Here is an 18,325-nt window from a genome sequence, read left to right on the forward strand (position 1 = left end):
ATACTAATGACACGGGATAAAAATGAATAAATTAACTCTTTCTGCAGTTGCATTAACACTGACTACTCTGCTGGCGGGTTGTTCAACCACAGGTGAACAATACCAGGCGAACGTTTACAAAGCGGGTCAGGTCAATAGCCGCCAAGCCGCTAAAACCGTAAAAATTCTGGCCGTTATGCCAGCCCAAATTGAAGTCGGCAACACCGAAGGCAAGCAGAATGCACAGATGATCGGCGGTGTGTTAGGCGCAATTGCCGGGGGTGTAATCGGTAATAAAACCACTCATCATTCCGGCTCGGGTACCGCTGTCGGCGCTATAACCGGTGCAGGTGTCGGTGCCGCAGGTGGCTCACTGGTCAAAGATAAAGTGCTGGTAGAGGGTGTTTCTATTACTTACGTTGAAGATGGTCAGACTTACAGCTCTGCACAGGTGGGCAAGATGTGTGAGTTTACCCCTGGTATCGCGCTGGTGATCTCTTCTGATGGCACAGAAACCCGTCTGCAGCCGAACGCTACCTGCCCAACCAAGTCATAACAAAAAGGTCGCGTCATGAAAAACATTCTATTAGCCATTTCGCTGGCCATATTGCTGCCTGCGGTTCACGCACAGTCATTGCAGGATCAGTTGGCCACTATTGATCAGGTGCAGCAACAGCGTGTTGCGGATGCACAGGCAGCAATACGCAAAGCTGAAGCTGAGCAGAAAGCCGAAGAAGAACGTATGCGTAAAGAATATGAAGCGCAGGAACGTAAAGAAGCCCGGGCCCGGGCAGCCGCATCAGCCAGAGCTGCCGCCAGAGAAAAGGTCAGGGCGGAAGCTGCGCTGGCCGATAAAAAACGCGAGCAGGGCTATGAAGATCAGCTGCGTGACCTGGAGATTGAACGTCAGAAAGCCGAACTGGAAGCGTTAAAAGCCAAATCAAAACGTGCCAATGACTATATCGATCGGGAGCTGCAACAGCAGGATGCAGCAACCGATAGCATTCAGGCAAAAGCCGATGCCACCCGGAATGTCTCCGAAGGGGCAAAATCCAAAATGACCAGCGAAGGCAAGGCGCAGGAGAAAAAAGCCGCCGGCTGGTTCAGCAGTGATGAATAACCAGACTGCTTGATTTATCTGCTGTATTTTCAGAGGAGGCTCACAAAGCCTCCTTATTTTTTTGCCCTGGCCAGATAACGGTCCAGCGCATTGGCAAAGGCCCGCTTTTCGGTTTCACTGAACGCGGCGGGTCCGCCACTCTGGATACCGCTGGCCCGCATGGTATCCATGAAATCACGGATATTGAGCCGACCACGAATGTTGTCCCGGGTGAACTCCTCGCCACGGGCAGAAAGGGCAAAAGCGCCTTTTTCAATCACATCCGCCGCCAGCGGAATATCGCTGGTGATCACCAGATCCCCGGCGTCTACCCGTTTGACGATCTCGTTGTCGGCCACGTCAAAACCGGATTCAACCCGTAACGTGCGGATATGACGACTCGGCGGTACGCTGATTGACTGGTTCGCTACCAGAATCAATGCGGTAGCCGTTCGTTCCGACGCCCGGAACAGTATGGTTTTCACGGCATTCGGACAGGCGTCCGCGTCTACCCAGATAGTCATGTCATTCCTTTCCGTACTTTTGATTTTTAGGTTGTTTCAGTTTGCCCAGCACATGCATTTCGCAGCGTTTGCAGTCAAATTTCAGCCGGAATGTCTCTTTGCCCATTTTCAATACCAGATGATCGGGTCTGAAACCGGGCTCCCGCTCTTTCGGACACTGATTGAAGCTGTAACGCAGGCAATGCTTGGTGATCATCAGTGAGACTTCGTCCGGCTGCTGATTCGTTTCATAGGCCGGTGCTATCTCGCTGACACCATGCTGCCGGTAAAACGCTGCTGCCTGCTGGTTATAGATGTTTCCCAGATAGCTGAGTTTCTGCTGCGGGAAAACGGCCAGCAGCGAGCGTTGCAGATTAGGTTCCGGCCGTTTGTAGGCGGCACATCTTGCCTGTTCCAGCTGTTCCGCCACCTCGCGGCGCAGCGCATTCAGGCTGCTGACCGGAATAAACCAGGGCTGTGACAGCGACAGTTCAACCGCATCGGCCACAAACATGGTATTTCCCAGTTTCGCCAGTTGTTCCCGCAAGGTATTCAGCGCACGCTCCGGATTACTGGCGGCCTCTTTGGCCAGAGGTAACATCGCCTGCGCGCGGATCCCCTGTTCATCCGTCATCTGCAGCATAAAACCTTCATCCGTTTCACTCAGCTGAACGGTGACGCCGACCTGACGCTCTGCGGACTTCTTCTCCAGCAGCTTTTCAAATTCCTGATCATGATTACGGTAGAGCGCCGTACCAGTGGTCAGTCCGCGCACCGCTTCAGCCGGGAACAGACGATGCCCTTCGGCACGGTTAACCCGCAAGCCCACCAGCTCATTTTTCTGATTGAAGTAACTTAAACCGTCACCGTTATGGAATGTTTCGCCACTCTGTACTTCCAGCCATTTATCCCCCAGACGGGTCACCTTGCCCACTGGTTCACCGGCAAATTTCGGTGTCAGAAACGAGGTGATCGCGAGCTGACGGTCATGCAGGAAATAATCGGTGCTGCCACGGTTAAAGCTCTTTTCCGGTTTCGGCGTAAAGGTAAAACGGCTTCGTCCAGCGGACGCACGCTGCCATTGCGGCTGACCGGCCATGATGGCATCCAGCTTCTGCCGGTACCAGGCGGTCACGTTTTTGACATAGGAAAGATCCTTCAGCCGGCCTTCAATTTTGAACGAACTGATCCCGGCTTCGGCCAGCGCCTGCAGATTCGCGCTCTGATTCATATCCTTCAGTGACAGCAGATGCTGATCTTTCGCCAGCGCCATACCGTCGCGGTTTTCCAGCGTACAGGGAACCCGGCACAGCTGTGCGCATTCGCCACGGTTGGCACTGCGTCCGGTGACAGCATGGCTGATATAGCACTGGCCGCTGTAACTGACGCACAGCGCCCCATGAATGAAGAATTCCAGTTCGACGGAGGTTTGCTGTGCAATCACCCGGATCTGTTCCAGCGACAGTTCTCGCGCCAGCACCACCCGCGAAAAACCGACATCCTGCAGAAAACGGACTTTCTCCGGTGTCCGGTTGTCCAGCTGCGTACTGGCATGCAGCGCCAACGGCGGCAAATCCAGCTGTAACAGCCCCAGATCCTGAACGATCAGCGCATCCGCACCAGCTTCATACAGCTGATATGCCAGACGTTGCGCTCCGTCCAGCTCGTCATCGCGCAAAATGGTATTAAACGCCACCAGCACCTTCGCATCATAGCGATGCGCGTAGGCAGCCAGTTTTTCAATATCCGCCACACTGTTACCGGCCGCAGCTCGGGCACCAAAGGTCGGGCCACCGATATAAACGGCATCCGCGCCATGGTTAATGGCTTCGAGACCAAATTCGAGATTTTTCGCCGGGGCGAGCAGTTCTAATTTATTACGGTGATTCATGTGCAGCAGGTATATTAACGGAACAGAAAAGAGGCGCGATTATAGCAGCACCGCGCAGTCAGCGGCGAAATGATCATCAAAAAGAAGTACCGGCGATTTTCACCTGGCCCCGTCCGGCCCGTTTAGCGGCGTAACAGGCCTGATCCGCACTGGCCAGCAGGGAACCAAATGCCGGAAACTGGCCGCGTACTGGCACCAACCCGGCACTGGCACCGATATGAAACGTCTGTCCGTTCCAGCGGAATTCGCAGTGACAGATATCGCTGATCAGGCCGCGCATAAAAGATTCCGCATATTCCAGCGAACAGTTACGCAAAATCAGTCCGAATTCATCGCCGCCTAACCGGGCCACAATGTCGGATGCCCTCATCTGCGTACTCATTAATGTCGCCAGTTGTTTCAACAACGCATCCCCGGCGGCATGCCCGGCCGAATCGTTAACCTGCTTGAAATAGTCCAGATCAAGATACACCAGGACACTCTGTCCTGCGGTCATGACCGATTCCTTCAGCACATCCTGCAAAATGGTTTCAAAGGCCGAACGGTTAATCAACCCGGTCAGCGGATCATGGCTGGCCTGATACCCCAGCCGTTTTTGCAAGGCCCGCATTTCGCTCACATCCGACAGCACCAGCACCCCGCCTAGCAGCTCTTTGTTATTCCGCAGAATGGGTGCCGCAGAGTCCTGAACGGCAATCAGCGAGCCATCCGCCCTTTTCAGATACACATCGTTATTCAGATGAATCAGACAGCGCAGCCGTAACGCGGCGTGCAACGGATTCTCCAGCAGATCGCCTTCCGAATTCACCATTTGCATGACCTTATCAACCGACATGTGCGTCATTTGCTGGTTAGAACAGGCCAGCATCTGTTCTGCAGCCGGATTCATAAAGACGATTCGGGCTTTCTGATCGGTCATGACCACCGCCTCACCAATCGACAGCAGGGTGGTCCGCAGCAACTCCCGCTCCCGGGACAGATCATTCATCAGCACCCGTAATTCACTGATATCCCAGTTGGTCCCCACCATCCGCACCACTTTTCCGGTGGCGTCACGCTCCACCATGGCATGCGTCCGCAGATAATGAATGCTGTCATCATGGTGAATGACCCGGAACTCGCTATCCAGGACGTTCGTTTCATTCAGCGCCTGAGAAATCTCGCGCATCAGCCGGAACAGATCATCCGGATGAACACAGCTTTTCCAGATACTGAATGTCGGTACAAGATGACGCCGATCCAGCGCATACAGATCGAACATTCGCTCATCCCAGCTCAGCTGATTTTCTGCCGGACGCCATTCCCAGACGCCGACCTGACCGGCTTCCGCCGCCAGCAGATAACGATTGAAAAGCTCGCGTTCCCGCTCTTCGCTCCGGCGGCGGCTATCAATATCCTCGGCCTGCATGACAAAATAATGCGGCAGACCACGGTTATCCCGCACCATGGAGACCACCAGCAACACCCAGATCATCTGATCGTTTTTCCGCCGGTAACGGATTTCCAGACGGTAGGAACTTTGCTGATTATTCAGCAGCCGTTGCTGATAATGCTGCGCCGAAACCCGATCATCCGGATGAAGCAATTGTGACCAGGAGAGATCCGCCAGCTCTGCTTCGCTGTAATTCAGCATATGGCACAGCGCCGGATTCACCTTAAGAAACTGACCGTCAGTTGAGACCAGCGCCATCCCCACTGCGGAGGCTTCCATCGCTTCCCGGAACATGGATTCCCGGGCCAGCAGCTGCTGTTCTCTGAGATGCAGCACATCAACAAAGACGGCCAGCAACAACGGCGGGATCAAGGTGATCAGAATGGGCAGATAAACATACAGCATGAGCAAATGTTGATCGTATTGCGGCCAGGAGAACCACATCATCCGGATAAACACAGCAATACAGCCGGAGACCAGAAATCCGGCCAGCGCCGCGCCGAAAATCCCGTGACGGATCGCGAGCAGCGCCAGCCCCATACTCAGATACACGAACGGGAACGGAAAATATTTCAGGATAACGGCGGTATAACCCAGCAACAGCAGCAACTGGAAGCTCAGTGACCAGTACTGATTTTTATTCCAGCGGCGGTGTTTTAGCAGTAACAACAGCGGCATCAGCGACGCACTGCAGATCACGGCGTTGAGATACCAGGCAATGCCAAGCTCAGACCAGTGCCATGGCGTGAACAGCGCAAACCCGGCCACCGCCGGCAGTGTGCCGGCCAATGCTGGCAACAGAATGCCGTAAACACCCAGTTTCAGTGCCGACTGGATATTCAGATAAAAATTTCTGGCCGGCTGGCAATGTGTCAGCAGACGGACAGCGACCAGAATTTCCGTCAGATTCGCCAGCAGCAAAATCAGCAGTTGGGCGACAGGAACCTGGCTGAACCCGTAACCGGCGGCCAGACCGATGCTATATCCCGCTATCAGCCAGGCGCGGTAACCGGGCTGGTGATAAAGCAGCGTGATTATGGTCAGTGTATTGGCATACCACAAGGACGTAATCATCCCCGGCTGCTGAGGCGCAACCGTCGCATTCAGACAAGCAACCAAACCGAGTCCGGTTATCGTGAGTACGCGCAGCCACCCGGGGTTGAGTGATACATTTGCAGCGAATTCCTTCCGCATTGCTACCAGCCTGATAGACAAAGAATAGATGACTCATCCCCTGTTTTTCAGCTTCAGAGAACACTGAATACGGCACAGAAAAGGCAGGAATAGATCGATATAAGAATAGCAGATGGATTGACGGCAGCTCGGAGACGGAGCCGGGTTATTTTACCTCCATGATCCGGTGCCAGGCCTGCAATTTAAACGCCAGCGACTGAGAGGCATTGGCCGGACTGGTGGAAGGCAGACGCTGGCAGATCAGATCGTCCGGATAATCGGTTTTCGCTACATAGCGGTGAAAACAGGAAGTGGCTTTTTCGCCATTAAAAAAGACGTAACGGATCTGCGGGTGCCGGCGGAAAAATCCGGCGAAATCATTCACCGTCAGCGAGTCATGCCGGATACCGGCATCCAGACTGCCTACCCGGTGGCAGGATTGCAGCACATCCCACACGGCAATGCCGGCAGCACGCAAGGCGGCGGTTTTTTCTTCATAAGCGGCGGCGGGATCAAACTGCAGCAGCTCGGCCATGATCGGCCAGAACAGATTCCGCTTGTGTGCATAATACTGCCCTGCATCCAGCGACGCCTGCCCCGGCATACTGCCCAAAATCAGTATCCGCGCATTTTCATCCGCGATCGGCGCAAAACTGTAAAGTAACTGCATCATGCTGTTTCCTGAAAAGCAAAAGGCCGGACAAGTCCGGCCTTTAGTGTAACGATGAGAAGCGATGATTACATCATGCCGCCCATGCCACCCATGCCACCCATGTCTGGCATTGCTGGCGCGTCTTTCTTCGGTGCGTCGGTGATCATACATTCGGTAGTGATCATCAGGCCAGCCACAGAAGCTGCGAACTGCAGTGCAGAACGGGTTACTTTGGTTGGATCCAGAATACCCATTTCCAGCATGTCGCCGTACACTTCGGTCGCAGCGTTGTAACCGAAGTTACCGCTGCCTTCACGAACACGGTTAGCCACTACTGATGGCTCTTCACCGGCGTTTTCCACGATCTGACGCAGAGGTGCTTCCATCGCACGCAGTGCAACACGGATACCGACGGTCTGATCTTCGTTGTCGCCTTGCAGTTCAGTCAGTTTAGAAGCAACGCGAACCAGGGCAACACCACCACCGGCAACCACGCCTTCTTCAACCGCAGCACGGGTTGCGTGCAGCGCGTCTTCTACGCGGGCTTTTTTCTCTTTCATTTCAACTTCGGTGGTCGCACCGACTTTGATTACCGCAACACCGCCAGCCAGTTTAGCTACGCGTTCCTGCAGTTTTTCTTTGTCGTAATCAGAAGAAGATTCTTCGATCTGCTGACGGATCTGAGCGATACGCGCTTCGATAGTTGCAGCTTCGCCGACGCCATCGATAATAGTGGTGTTTTCTTTAGTGATAACAACTCGTTTAGCACGGCCCAGCTCTTCCAGAGTCGCTTTTTCCAGCTCCATACCGATTTCTTCTGAAATTACGGTACCGGCAGTCAGGATCGCGATGTCCTGCAGCATGGCTTTACGACGGTCACCGAAACCTGGTGCTTTAACCGCAGCCACTTTCACGATGCCACGCATGGTGTTCACAACCAGCGTCGCCAGTGCTTCGCCTTCCACGTCTTCGGCAACGATCACCAGTGGTTTGCCGGCTTTCGCTACGCCTTCCAGTACGGACAGCATTTCGCGGATGTTAGAGATTTTCTTGTCAACCAGCAGGATGAACGGATCGTCCAGCTCGACAGAAGCAGTGTCCTGTTTGTTAACGAAGTATGGAGACAGGTAGCCGCGGTCGAACTGCATACCTTCTACTACGTCCAGCTCGTCGTTCAGACCCTGACCATCTTCAACAGTGATCACGCCGTCACGGCCTACTTTTTCCATCGCTTCTGCAATCAGCTTACCGACGTTTTCGTCAGAGTTTGCAGAGATAGTACCTACCTGAGCGATCGCTTTGGTATCAGCACATGGCACAGACAGGGTTTTCAGTTCTGCCACGGCAGCCACAACCGCTTTGTCGATACCGCGTTTCAGATCCATCGGGTTCATGCCGGCTGCAACAGCTTTCAGACCTTCGTTCACGATAGACTGAGCCAGTACAGTTGCAGTGGTAGTACCGTCACCGGCTGCGTCGTTCGCCTGAGACGCCACTTCTTTCACCATCTGGGCGCCCATGTTCTGGAATTTGTCTTCCAGTTCGATCTCTTTGGCGACAGACACACCGTCTTTGGTGATGGTTGGCGCACCGAATGATTTATCCAGTACTACGTTACGGCCTTTCGGGCCCAGGGTTACTTTAACTGCGTTTGCCAGAACGTTGACACCTTCCAGCATTTTGACACGAGCGTCATTGCCAAATTTAACGTCTTTAGCTGCCATTTCTTAAATTCCTTTAGCTCAAACCGGGGGGTTAACGAAAATTACTCTTCAACAATCGCCAGGATGTCAGTTTCAGACAGGATCAATACTTCCTGACCATCCAGCTTTTCGGTTTTCACGCCGTAACCTTCGTTGAAAATCACTTTGTCGCCTACTTTGACAGCCAGCGGTTTTACGTCGCCGTTATCCAGGATTCGACCCGCGCCGACAGCCAGAACTTCACCACGGGTGGATTTCTGAGCAGCTGAACCGGTCAGCACGATGCCGCCTGCAGACTTGGCTTCAACTTCGGTACGTTTGATGATCACGCGATCATGCAATGGACGAATTTTCATCGAGAACTCTCCTAATGAGTGTTGTTTCTATGAACACGGCCATCGGTGGCCGAAACAAAATTCAAATACATTCCCCGATCTGGGGGCAGATTCCTGCGCTTCAAGGGCGCAGGAAAAAATTTTTTAACAAATCCGCGATCACTGAGGTGTCTTGTCGTCTTTGTCTTTCCGCTCGAATTCACCATCAACGGTGGTGCCCTGGCGGGGAGCCGGTTTCACCTTCTCCTTGAAAATGACTTCGCTATCAGGCTCAACCCGCTGCGCTTCACTTTCTACCGTGGAATGGGTATAGACCTGCCAGCGCTGGCTGCTGGTCAGCTTACGGGCCAGCCAGCGACGCACGAACGGCTGCAATAATAGCAGCGCAACCATATCGGTCAGGAAACCGGGGAAGATAAATAACGCGCCGGCGAACAACAGCGCTGTTCCCTCCAGCATGGTGGATGCCGGGGCAATTCCCTGCGCCAGCTGTTGCTGCATCGTCATTATGGTGCGCAGCCCCTGAGAACGTACCAGCGAAACCCCGTACCCTGCCGCCAGGATCATCAGCAGGATCACCATAAACGCGCCGATAACCGAACCGACTTTAATGATGACCCACAGCTCCAGAAAGAACAGCAGGAAAAAACCAAACGCAATTTTTGCCACAGGCACCTCTCAGCACAAAATCAGATCTCGCCGGAAAAGCGGCGTATAAATCACCAGATGGGGATGAAAAACACCAGATTCAAGGGCTACACAGCCCCTGGATCATGATCTTTAGTGGTCGATTTCGCGTACTGATTGCATAATTAAGGAAGTAGATTGTTTAACCGGTATAAGCCAATGACAGATGCCATTGTTGTATTATGCACCTGCCCGGATGAAGGTTCCGCCCGTGAACTGGCGCAGGCACTGCTGGATGAGAAACTGGCCGCCTGCATTAATCTGCTCCCGCAGGTGACCTCGCTGTATTGCTGGCAGGGAAAGCAGGAAGAAAGTCAGGAAGTACAACTGATCATTAAAAGCCGTCGTACCCTGTTTGGTATCCTGCAACAACGGATAACGGCGCTGCACCCTTACGAGGTACCGGAAATTCTGGCCTTGCCGGTGATGTGTGGCAATACCGCTTATTTACAATGGTTGCAGGAACAGACAACACCATGATGCGTTATCTCTCTCTGATTTGCGGCTGTTTTCTGCTGCTGTTTATGCTGCCGGCAAAAGCGGATGAGACCCTGTTACAGCAGTTGATCCCCACCTCGCAACCCCAATTCCTGCCGGCAGAACAGGCGTTTGTCATCACCACCCATCAAACCGACAATCAGCTGCAGATCACCCTATCACCGGCGGAAGGCTATTACCTCTACCGGGAAAAGATCCGTCTGGACGTCAGCAACGCGGAATCATCCCCTGCCACGCTGCCGCCCGGGGTATTGCATGAAGACGAATTTCTGGGAGAAACGGAAATCTATCCGCAGCCGATCACGCTAAGCTTCCTGTTCCGCTCGATCGCTCCCGGCGCAACCGCAACCTTCACCTATCAGGGCTGCACGACGGGGCTGTGTTACCCGCCCCAGCAGAAGACCATCACGCTGGCCGCCTACCAGCCGGCCCCCCTTTCGGATGCATCTGGCCCGATAACTGCTCCGCAACAAAGCGCCTTGATGCAGCCGGGTCTGCTCGCGTTCCTGAGCTTTTTTGCCATGGGGATCGGATTATCGCTGACGCCCTGTGTTTATCCGATGTATCCGGTGCTGAGTGCCATGCTCAGCCAGCAGGGGAATGTTCTGACCTGGCGGCGAGGCTTTACCCTGTCGCTGGCCTATGTACTGGGTATGGCGCTGACCTATACCGCTATCGGCGTGCTGATTGCCTCTGCCGGCGCTGGTATCCAGGGCTGGCTGCAGAGCCCGTGGCTGCTCGGGACCTTCAGCCTGTTCTATCTGTTGCTGGCGCTGAGCCTGATGTTTGGAAACGGTATACAGCTGCCGTCTGCCTGGCAGAATAAACTGAATACCCTGGCCAATCAGCAGTCGCTGCAATCGCTGCGGGGTGTGGCCATGCTCGGTGCATTGTCCGGTCTGATCGGGTCTCCCTGTACCAGTGCGCCGTTATCCGGCGTGTTACTGTATATCGCCCAAAACGGCAACCCGCTGTATGGCGCCGCCACGCTCTTTTTGCTGAGTCTCGGTATGGGGTTACCCCTGCTGCTGATGGGTATTTTCGGCGGCAAAGTGTTGCCTAAAGCCGGCGCCTGGATGGTCTTTGTCAAACAGCTGTTTGCCGTGTTGCTGCTGGCCATGCCGCTGTTTCTGCTGGAGCGGTTTATCCCGGCAGCCATTGCCAGTCCGCTCTGGTTCGGCTTCGCCATCGCGGTGTTGCTCTGGCTGGTCTGGCGGTTATGGCCGGTCGCCAAAGCGCCGCGGCTGAAACCTCTTGCGCTGCTGATACTGCTCTCCGGCAGTATTTTCGCTGCCAGTCAGTATGAGTGGCGGCCGGCAGAAACGTTGCCGTTTACGACCGTAAACAACCTTGATGAGCTGCAGCAACAACTGGCCGTCGCCAAAGCGCAGGGCAAACCGGTGATGCTGGATCTGTATGCCGACTGGTGTACCGCCTGCCGCGAACTGGATGATAAAACCTTCAGTGATCCGCAAATCCGGCAACACCTGAGTGGCTATCAGTTCTTGCGGGCTGATGTCTCCGCCAACACCACCGAAGATCGGGCCTTGTTGCAGGAACTCGGCGTATTGGGTCTGCCGAATGTGTTGTTCTTTGATAAGCAAAGCCAGCCGAATCCGCAATTACGGATCCAGGGCTTTGTTTCTGCCAATGAATTACAGGATAAACTGACGCAGTGTCAGCAGAGTCAGCATTGTTAACGACCTGGTCGCTGTATCTGATCCGCGATAAGGATAACCGGCTCTATACCGGCATCACCACCGATGTCAGTCGCCGTTTTGCCCAGCATCAGGCTGGAAAAGGCGCCCGCAATCTACGCGGGCGCGCTCCGCTGACCCTGCACTGGCACACGGAAATCGGCGATCACAGTCAGGCACTGAAAGCGGAATACCGTCTCAAACAGTGGCCGAAATCCCGTAAAGAGCGGTTGCCGCAACATCCCGAGTGGATTGAAAACCTGATTTCAGTCTGAATTACCCAAGTTCCTTCTCCGAAACAGCAATACAGGCTGTGCCTTCCATACAATATATGGGAAAATCACGCTTTTGCAGAAGCAAATAGAATAAATCAAGGTGATTAATGGCCAAACGTGATGGTTTTACGTCCAGTTTCGGTGTACTGGCAGCAACGCTCGGTTCCGCTGTCGGACTCGGTAATATCTGGAAATTCCCGTATATGATAGGAGCCAATGGCGGTGCCGGTTTCCTGTTAATTTATCTGCTGGCCACCCTGCTGGTCGGCCTGCCCGTGATGATCGCTGAAATCACCATCGGCCGTCAGGCAAAAACCAACCCCATCACCGCTCTGCAGCAAATGGCGCCTCGCGGTTTGCCCTGGTGGATCATCGGCGTCATGGGCGTCATTGCCGCCTTTCTGATCATGGCTTTCTATTCTGAAGTCGTAGCCTGGGTGTTTGCCTATGTGCCCAAAGCAATCACCGGCGAGATTCTTTCCAGTGATCCGAAAGTCACCGGCTCCGCATTCAGCGCCTTGATCAGCGACCCGGTACCTTCGCTGGTCTGGCAATGGGGCGTGCTGCTGTTCATTGGCAGTATCTTGCTGATGGGTGTCTCCAAGGGGATTGAAGCCGTTACCAAACGTCTGATGCCACTGCTGTTTATTCTGCTGATCGTGCTGTGTGCCTTCAGTCTGTCGCTGGAAAAAGCCGGTGAAGCGTTGCAGTTCCTGTTCCGTCCCGATTTCAGCAAAATCAACGGTGCGGTTCTGCTCGCCGCCATGGGGCTGGCGTTCTTCAAGCTCTCTGTCGGCATGGCAACCATGATGACCTACGGCAGCTACTTCCGCGATGATCAGAATGTGCCGGTCGTGGTGATCCACGAACGGTTTGCTGTCAGCCGGAAAAAAGCCACGCTGGTCACACTGTTGTTAGTGGCGCTACTCGGTTCGACCTGTGCGCTCACCAACAGTCTGATGGCTGATTTCAAGCTGTTTGGCATGAACATGTTCGATCTGTTCGACTATCTGAGCTCGAATATCTTAATGCCGCTGGGCGGCATACTGATTGCCCTGTTTGTCGGCTGGCGCTGGGGGTATCCGGCATTACAGCAGGCGCTGAGCAACCATCAGCAGTTACATAATCAGCATCTGAGCCGGATCCTGTTCGTGCTGCTGCGGTTCGTGACACCGCTACTGATCCTGACCGTGATGCTGCATGGGCTGAATGTGCTGTAAACGGCCGGTGCCAAGCGCCCAAAATGCAAGGTTTTGCACACTTTGCGTAACAGAATGAAGAATATAGAGGGGCAGCACTGGCTCCTCTATTTTTTTTAACCTAATCTATCGTTCAGGAAGAATATGATTATCATCAGCTCTGTTAAATAACCAGGATGGAAGCACGCTGGATGAAACGTTTTCTGATCCCCCTCTCCCTGATCATTTTTATCGTCGTCGCAGCATGGGTGGATATCCAGCGCAACAGTGTACCTATGATCCGGCCATCCCCCCTGCATCCGGTCTACACCATCAGTGCACCGGATGATGCCGTTTCTCTGGCCCAGGGGAAAACCATCATAAAACTGGGCCCCTGCCTGTTTGGTTTGTATTCGGGAACGATTGCATTTCAGAGCATCACGCAAGCAAAGGATTTTATGGGTCTGCAGGGTTATGAACCCGAAAAATGGCGGATCTTTCAGCTATCCGGGGATTATCAGCTGGATGTTACCGACGGTGTTTTAAATAAAACACTGCAACTTTCCCGGGAAGTGACCACCAGCGACAAATGGTAACAATTTTCTTTTGTTCCGGATGACCGGAATCGGCAGATTTAGCGCTATAATCCTGCCCCGATTTCCGGCTGACGTAGTTTGACTGTTTCAGGACATAGCGATGAACAAGGTAGTAGCTTTCTTATTTGGATTGGTCTGTTTTTCTTCGCACAGTTTTGCCGCGACAGTACCCAAGCCGTATGTCCCGGATGAACCGGTCGCTGTAGTTAAAAGCACGCCGGCAACAAAACCTGCGGCAAAAGAAATCACCGTGATCAAGCGGCCGGTCAAGAAAGCGGCCACGGTAGCCAAGACAGGCGCAGTCAAACCGCTGGCGACAAAAACCAAAAAAACAGCCAAAAGCGTAGTTAAAAAGAAAACCACCGTTACCAAACTGGCACTGAATTCGACCCAGCGCGTCAATAAATACAATCAGACCCAGAATCGGGCGAAATCACGCCAGCTGGCACAAAAAAGCAAAAATCAGACGGCCCGTATCTCGTCCCGCGCACATACTGTCGCCAGACCGGCACTGGTTGCTAACGATAAACCACAGCGGATCAATACCATCCCGCTGGACCGCAGCGGTCCGTCGCTTGATTCCAATGCCGCGCTGATCATGAATGCCGATACCGGTCGTATGGTCTATGGCAAGAATGCAGCACGCCGTACACCGATCGCATCAATTACCAAACTGATGACAGCCATGGTCGTACTGGATGCCGGTTTGTCCATGAACCAGCCGATCACCATCAGCAATGCCGATGTGGATCGGGTGAAAAAATCCAGTTCACGGCTGGAAATCGGTACCACACTGTCCCGCTACGACATCATGTGGCTGGCGCTGATGTCATCTGAAAACCGGGCGGCCCATTCACTGGCCCGCACCTATCCGGGGGGTAAGGGGGCATTTATTGCCGCCATGAACCGTAAAGCCCGTGCCCTTGGTATGCGCAATACCGTGTTTTATGATTCAACCGGTCTGAATAAAAACAACACCTCCACTGCAGCTGATCTGGCCCTGATGGTGCAGGCGGCCTACCGCTATCCACAGATCCGTCAGTTAAGTACCTCTACCGAACATGACATCATCAGTGCTTCCGGCCGTCCGTTGCATTATCAGAACAGTAATGCGCTGGTGCGTGAAGGCGCCTGGGATATTGGGCTGTCCAAAACCGGCTATATCAGAGAAGCAGGTCGTTGTCTGGTGATGGTCGCTGATGTGCAGAACAAACCGATGGTCATGGTATTCCTGGATGCCGGCGCACCGTCCGGCCGTATCAACGATGCCCGCAACCTGAAAAGCTGGCTAGAACGCCAGCCAGTCAACCGGTTAGGCTGACTTCACTGAGACCAATAAAAACAGCGCCCCGGGGCGCTGTTTTGCTTTTTGCCGTCTGTCGGCTCATGGCGACAAAGGCTGCCGCTGAAAATGTTCTCCGCCACAATGTGCGCAGGGTTGCAGCGGCGTGGCGTGTGTTACAGTTTCCTGATAACCGCATTGCTTGCAGATTTTCTGCCCCGGCGCCATCCATTCCCCCACCCGGTAACCGCTGGCATGATGCAGGTCGTTTTCCACGGCGACCTGCTCTATCTGCGTGCGGTCACTGACCGCCAGTAACCACTCCCAGGCGGTATTTTGCAGGGCATTATAGAATGCCGAATCCTGATATCCGCCCGGAGCGTCCAGAAATTCACTTAACTCCTCATTGATGTACGCTCGGGTCAGCGCCAGCTCATCTTTCGTCATATCTTCGGCGGCACCGACAAAATCCTCAACCTCCTGCAGCCAGTGCTGCAGGTTATCCGTGGTCGGCGCTCCTTTTTCACTCCAGAAGGCGCGCACATGACTCATAAACACTTCATACCCTTTCGGTTTTTTATCAGGGCCGCTCTGTTCTGACATGATGAAATCCTCCCGATCTGATCTGTTTTAAGCATAGCGGGTGTTACGGAAAAAGCCTGTGACCCCGCTCAGCTATTGTTGCGATCCGGCAATACAAGTATCCTATGGTGATTTTCTAACGGATTACCCTCCACATCTGTCGATTCGGATATACCCATGTCAGTTTTAGAAGAACAATACAATCCACAGTCCCTTGAACCGGAAGTACAACGGCACTGGGATAAACAGCAGACTTTCAAAGCGTTCGAAAAAGTAGATAAAGAAAAATTCTACTGTCTGTCGATGTTCCCGTACCCTTCAGGCCGTCTGCACATGGGGCACGTGCGTAACTACACCATCGGTGACGTGATCTCCCGTTACCAGCGCCTGAATGGCAAAAACGTACTGCAACCAATCGGCTGGGATGCCTTCGGTCTGCCGGCAGAAAACGCGGCAATCAAAAACAACTCCGCACCGGCCAAATGGACCTACGAAAACATCGAATACATGAAAGGTCAGCTGAAAATGCTGGGTCTTTCTTACGACTGGGATCGTGAACTGGCCACCTGCACGCCGGAATACTACCGCTGGGAACAGTGGTTCTTCACCGAGCTGTATAAAAAAGGTCTGGTTTACAAGAAGACCTCTTCGGTGAACTGGTGTCCGAACGACCAGACCGTACTGGCCAACGAACAGGTACAGGACGGTTGCTGCTGGCGTTGTGATACGCCGGTGGAACAGAAAGAAATTCCGCAGTGGTTCGTGAAGATCACCGCCTATGCCGAAGAGCTGCTGAGCGATCTGGACAAGCTGGATGGCTGGCCGGACATGGTCAAAACCATGCAGCGCAACTGGATCGGCCGCTCCGAAGGTCTGACCATGACCTTCCACGTCGAAAACAGCGAGCAGACATTCGATATCTACACCACCCGTCCCGACACCCTGATGGGCGTGACGTATGTGGCGGTTGCCGCAGCCCATCCGCTGGCGAAACAGGCAGCGGAACACAACGCGGCTCTGGCTGACTTCCTGGAAGAATGCAAAAACACCAAGGTGGCGGAAGCAGAACTGGCCACCATGGAGAAAAAAGGCATGGCCACCGGCCTGTATGCCCTGCATCCGATCGATGGCCGTCGCGTGCCGATCATGGTCGCCAACTTCGTGCTGATGGATTACGGTACCGGCGCAGTCATGGCGGTTCCGGCACACGATCAGCGTGACTTCGAATTTGCGACCAAATACGGTCTGGAAATCCGTGCCGTGATTGCGGCGGCTGATGGCTCCGCACCGGATGTTTCTGCTGCGGCCTACACCGAGAAAGGCGCGCTGTTTAATTCCGGCGAATTCGACGGCATGAACTTCCAGCAGGCGTTCGACGCCATCTGCGCGAAACTGGAAGCCCAGGGTCTGGGTCAGCGCACCGTCAACTACCGTCTGCGTGACTGGGGGGTTTCCCGTCAGCGTTACTGGGGCGCGCCAATCCCGATGCTGACACTGGAAGACGGTACCGTGGTGCCAACGCCAGCGGATCAGCTGCCGGTGATTCTGCCGGAAGACGTGGTAATGGACGGCGTCCAGAGCCCGATCAAAGCCGATCCGGAATGGGCGAAAACCACTTACAACGGCCAGCCGGCACTGCGCGAAACCGATACCTTCGATACCTTCATGGAATCGTCCTGGTATTTCGCCCGTTACTGCTGCCCGGATTACGAACAAGGCATGCTGGATACTGACAAAGCCAACTACTGGCTGCCGGTCGACCAGTATATCGGCGGTATCGAACACGCCTGTATGCACCTGCTGTACGCGCGTTTCTTCCACAAACTGCTGCGCGATTCCGGCATGGTGAAAAGTGATGAACCGTTCACCCGTCTGCTGTGTCAGGGCATGGTGCTGGCTGACGCTTTCTACTACACCGAACATGGTGCCCGCGTCTGGGTCAGCCCGGTAGACGTGAAAGTGGAACGCGACGAGAAAGGCCGTATCACCAAAGCGGTGGATAACGATGGCCGTGAAGTGATTCATGCCGGCATGACCAAAATGTCGAAATCGAAGAACAATGGTATCGACCCGCAACTGATGGTCGAGCGTTACGGTGCCGACACCGTCCGTCTGTTCATGATGTTTGCCTCACCGGCGGATATGACGCTGGAATGGCAGGAATCCGGTGTAGATGGCGCACAACGTTTCCTGAAGCGTCTGTGGAAAGCGGTGGTGGAACATACCGCGAAAGGCGTCGCACCTGCACTGGATGTGGCCGATTTAAGTAACGAGCAGAAAACACTGCGCCGTGAACTGCACAAAACCATCGCCAAGTTCAGCGATGATATCGGTCGCCGTCAGACCTTCAACACCGCGATTGCAGCCATCATGGAGCTGATGAACCGTGTGGCCAAAGCACCGCAGGAAACAGAGCAGGATCGTGCGCTGATTCAGGAAGTGCTGACCAACGTGGTACTGATGCTGTATCCAATCACGCCGCATATCAGTTTCCATCTGTGGCAGGCGCTGGGTAACACCGATATCGATCAGGCTGTCTGGCCGGTCGCGGACGCAGCCGCCATGGTGGAAGACGAAAAACTGGTGGTGGTACAGGTGAACGGCAAAGTGCGCGGTAAGCTGACTGTGGCCGCTGATGCGACCCAGGAACAGGTACAGGCACTGGCAATGCAGGATCCTACCGTTGCGAAGTTCGTGGCTGATCTGACTGTCCGCAAAGTGATCTATGTACCGGGCAAACTGCTCAATATCGTGGTTGGCTAA

At 54.0% G+C, this 18,325-nt stretch carries 17 protein-coding genes; 9 read left to right on the plus strand and 8 right to left on the minus strand.

Going from position 1 to position 18,325, the window contains the following annotated elements:
• The first annotated feature begins 22 nt into the window (after positions 1-22).
• Positions 23-535, plus strand: coding sequence for a glycine zipper domain-containing protein (locus tag HNR75_RS12755; protein WP_188027371.1), 513 nt, complete (start codon positions 23-25; stop codon positions 533-535).
• A gap of 15 nt (positions 536-550) precedes the next feature.
• The gene (locus HNR75_RS12760) at positions 551-1,099 is read left to right on the plus strand and encodes a DUF5384 family protein (RefSeq protein WP_188027372.1); all 549 of its coding nucleotides are present in this window, start codon (positions 551-553) and stop codon (positions 1,097-1,099) included.
• Between the two features lie 53 nt (positions 1,100-1,152).
• Here the strand turns inward: HNR75_RS12760 and HNR75_RS12765 are convergent, their stop codons facing one another.
• The 7 genes from HNR75_RS12765 to HNR75_RS12795 form a co-directional block, all read right to left on the minus strand.
• Positions 1,153-1,602: a YaiI/YqxD family protein gene (locus HNR75_RS12765; RefSeq protein WP_188027373.1), complete on the minus strand. Its 450-nt coding sequence runs from the start codon at positions 1,600-1,602 to the stop codon at positions 1,153-1,155.
• 1 nt (position 1,603) lies between these two features.
• Positions 1,604-3,472: a peptidase U32 family protein gene (locus HNR75_RS12770; protein WP_188027374.1), complete on the minus strand. Its 1,869-nt coding sequence runs from the start codon at positions 3,470-3,472 to the stop codon at positions 1,604-1,606.
• Positions 3,473-3,548: 76 nt separating this feature from the next.
• On the minus strand, positions 3,549-5,978 hold the full coding sequence (locus HNR75_RS12775; protein WP_188027375.1) for a PAS domain S-box protein: 2,430 nt from the start codon (positions 5,976-5,978) through the stop codon (positions 3,549-3,551).
• Positions 5,979-6,243: 265 nt separating this feature from the next.
• Positions 6,244-6,750: a DNA-deoxyinosine glycosylase gene (locus HNR75_RS12780; RefSeq protein ID WP_246358932.1), complete on the minus strand. Its 507-nt coding sequence runs from the start codon at positions 6,748-6,750 to the stop codon at positions 6,244-6,246.
• 65 nt (positions 6,751-6,815) lie between these two features.
• Positions 6,816-8,453 (minus strand): chaperonin GroEL, encoded by a 1,638-nt coding sequence (gene groL / locus HNR75_RS12785; RefSeq protein ID WP_188027376.1) that lies wholly within the window; start codon positions 8,451-8,453, stop codon positions 6,816-6,818.
• A gap of 41 nt (positions 8,454-8,494) precedes the next feature.
• Complete coding sequence (locus HNR75_RS12790) at positions 8,495-8,788, minus strand: co-chaperone GroES (protein WP_188027377.1); 294 nt, start codon at positions 8,786-8,788, stop codon at positions 8,495-8,497.
• Between the two features lie 138 nt (positions 8,789-8,926).
• Positions 8,927-9,436, minus strand: coding sequence for an FxsA family protein (locus HNR75_RS12795; protein WP_188027378.1), 510 nt, complete (start codon positions 9,434-9,436; stop codon positions 8,927-8,929).
• 177 nt (positions 9,437-9,613) lie between these two features.
• On the opposite strand from HNR75_RS12795, the gene cutA reads away from it, so the two are divergent.
• The 6 genes from cutA to HNR75_RS12825 all read left to right on the plus strand — a co-directional run bounded on the left by cutA (position 9,614) and on the right by HNR75_RS12825 (position 15,019).
• Positions 9,614-9,934 carry a divalent-cation tolerance protein CutA gene (gene cutA / locus HNR75_RS12800; RefSeq protein ID WP_188027379.1) on the plus strand — a complete coding sequence of 107 codons (321 nt, stop codon included), beginning with the start codon at positions 9,614-9,616 and terminating at the stop codon, positions 9,932-9,934.
• Entirely contained in the window at positions 9,931-11,652 is a 1,722-nt protein-coding gene (gene dsbD, locus HNR75_RS12805; RefSeq protein WP_188027380.1) for a protein-disulfide reductase DsbD, read from the plus strand. The genes cutA and dsbD overlap by 4 nt, the downstream gene beginning before the upstream one ends.
• On the plus strand, positions 11,628-11,924 hold the full coding sequence (locus HNR75_RS12810) for a GIY-YIG nuclease family protein (RefSeq protein WP_188027381.1): 297 nt from the start codon (positions 11,628-11,630) through the stop codon (positions 11,922-11,924). The genes dsbD and HNR75_RS12810 overlap by 25 nt, the downstream gene beginning before the upstream one ends.
• Before the next feature lie 107 nt (positions 11,925-12,031).
• Positions 12,032-13,144: a sodium-dependent transporter gene (locus HNR75_RS12815; RefSeq protein WP_188027382.1), complete on the plus strand. Its 1,113-nt coding sequence runs from the start codon at positions 12,032-12,034 to the stop codon at positions 13,142-13,144.
• A gap of 170 nt (positions 13,145-13,314) precedes the next feature.
• Positions 13,315-13,698 (plus strand): hypothetical protein, encoded by a 384-nt coding sequence (locus HNR75_RS12820; protein ID WP_188027383.1) that lies wholly within the window; start codon positions 13,315-13,317, stop codon positions 13,696-13,698.
• Between the two features lie 100 nt (positions 13,699-13,798).
• Complete coding sequence (locus tag HNR75_RS12825; protein ID WP_188027384.1) at positions 13,799-15,019, plus strand: D-alanyl-D-alanine carboxypeptidase family protein; 1,221 nt, start codon at positions 13,799-13,801, stop codon at positions 15,017-15,019.
• Between the two features lie 63 nt (positions 15,020-15,082).
• Here the strand turns inward: HNR75_RS12825 and HNR75_RS12830 are convergent, their stop codons facing one another.
• Positions 15,083-15,583 (minus strand): zinc ribbon-containing protein, encoded by a 501-nt coding sequence (locus HNR75_RS12830; RefSeq protein ID WP_188027385.1) that lies wholly within the window; start codon positions 15,581-15,583, stop codon positions 15,083-15,085.
• 156 nt (positions 15,584-15,739) lie between these two features.
• Between HNR75_RS12830 and leuS the strand changes: the two genes are divergently transcribed.
• Complete coding sequence (leuS, locus tag HNR75_RS12835; RefSeq protein WP_188027386.1) at positions 15,740-18,325, plus strand: leucine--tRNA ligase; 2,586 nt, start codon at positions 15,740-15,742, stop codon at positions 18,323-18,325.

Origin of the sequence: Tolumonas osonensis (assembly GCF_014202415.1) — a bacterium.
Lineage (GTDB): Bacteria > Pseudomonadota > Gammaproteobacteria > Enterobacterales > Aeromonadaceae > Tolumonas > Tolumonas osonensis.

Coding starts and splice junctions, on each gene's coding strand:
- HNR75_RS12775 (WP_188027375.1), bottom strand. CDS start 5,978: ATGATTACGTCCTTGTGGTATGCCAATACACTGACCATAATCACGCTG.
- HNR75_RS12770 (WP_188027374.1), bottom strand. CDS start 3,472: ATGAATCACCGTAATAAATTAGAACTGCTCGCCCCGGCGAAAAATCTC.
- HNR75_RS12765 (WP_188027373.1), bottom strand. CDS start 1,602: ATGACTATCTGGGTAGACGCGGACGCCTGTCCGAATGCCGTGAAAACC.
- HNR75_RS12815 (WP_188027382.1), top strand. CDS start 12,032: ATGGCCAAACGTGATGGTTTTACGTCCAGTTTCGGTGTACTGGCAGCA.
- HNR75_RS12825 (WP_188027384.1), top strand. CDS start 13,799: ATGAACAAGGTAGTAGCTTTCTTATTTGGATTGGTCTGTTTTTCTTCG.
- HNR75_RS12755 (WP_188027371.1), top strand. CDS start 23: ATGAATAAATTAACTCTTTCTGCAGTTGCATTAACACTGACTACTCTG.
- HNR75_RS12760 (WP_188027372.1), top strand. CDS start 551: ATGAAAAACATTCTATTAGCCATTTCGCTGGCCATATTGCTGCCTGCG.
- leuS (WP_188027386.1), top strand. CDS start 15,740: ATGTCAGTTTTAGAAGAACAATACAATCCACAGTCCCTTGAACCGGAA.
- cutA (WP_188027379.1), top strand. CDS start 9,614: ATGACAGATGCCATTGTTGTATTATGCACCTGCCCGGATGAAGGTTCC.
- HNR75_RS12780 (WP_246358932.1), bottom strand. CDS start 6,750: ATGATGCAGTTACTTTACAGTTTTGCGCCGATCGCGGATGAAAATGCG.
- HNR75_RS12830 (WP_188027385.1), bottom strand. CDS start 15,583: ATGTCAGAACAGAGCGGCCCTGATAAAAAACCGAAAGGGTATGAAGTG.
- groL (WP_188027376.1), bottom strand. CDS start 8,453: ATGGCAGCTAAAGACGTTAAATTTGGCAATGACGCTCGTGTCAAAATG.
- dsbD (WP_188027380.1), top strand. CDS start 9,931: ATGATGCGTTATCTCTCTCTGATTTGCGGCTGTTTTCTGCTGCTGTTT.
- HNR75_RS12790 (WP_188027377.1), bottom strand. CDS start 8,788: ATGAAAATTCGTCCATTGCATGATCGCGTGATCATCAAACGTACCGAA.
- HNR75_RS12820 (WP_188027383.1), top strand. CDS start 13,315: ATGAAACGTTTTCTGATCCCCCTCTCCCTGATCATTTTTATCGTCGTC.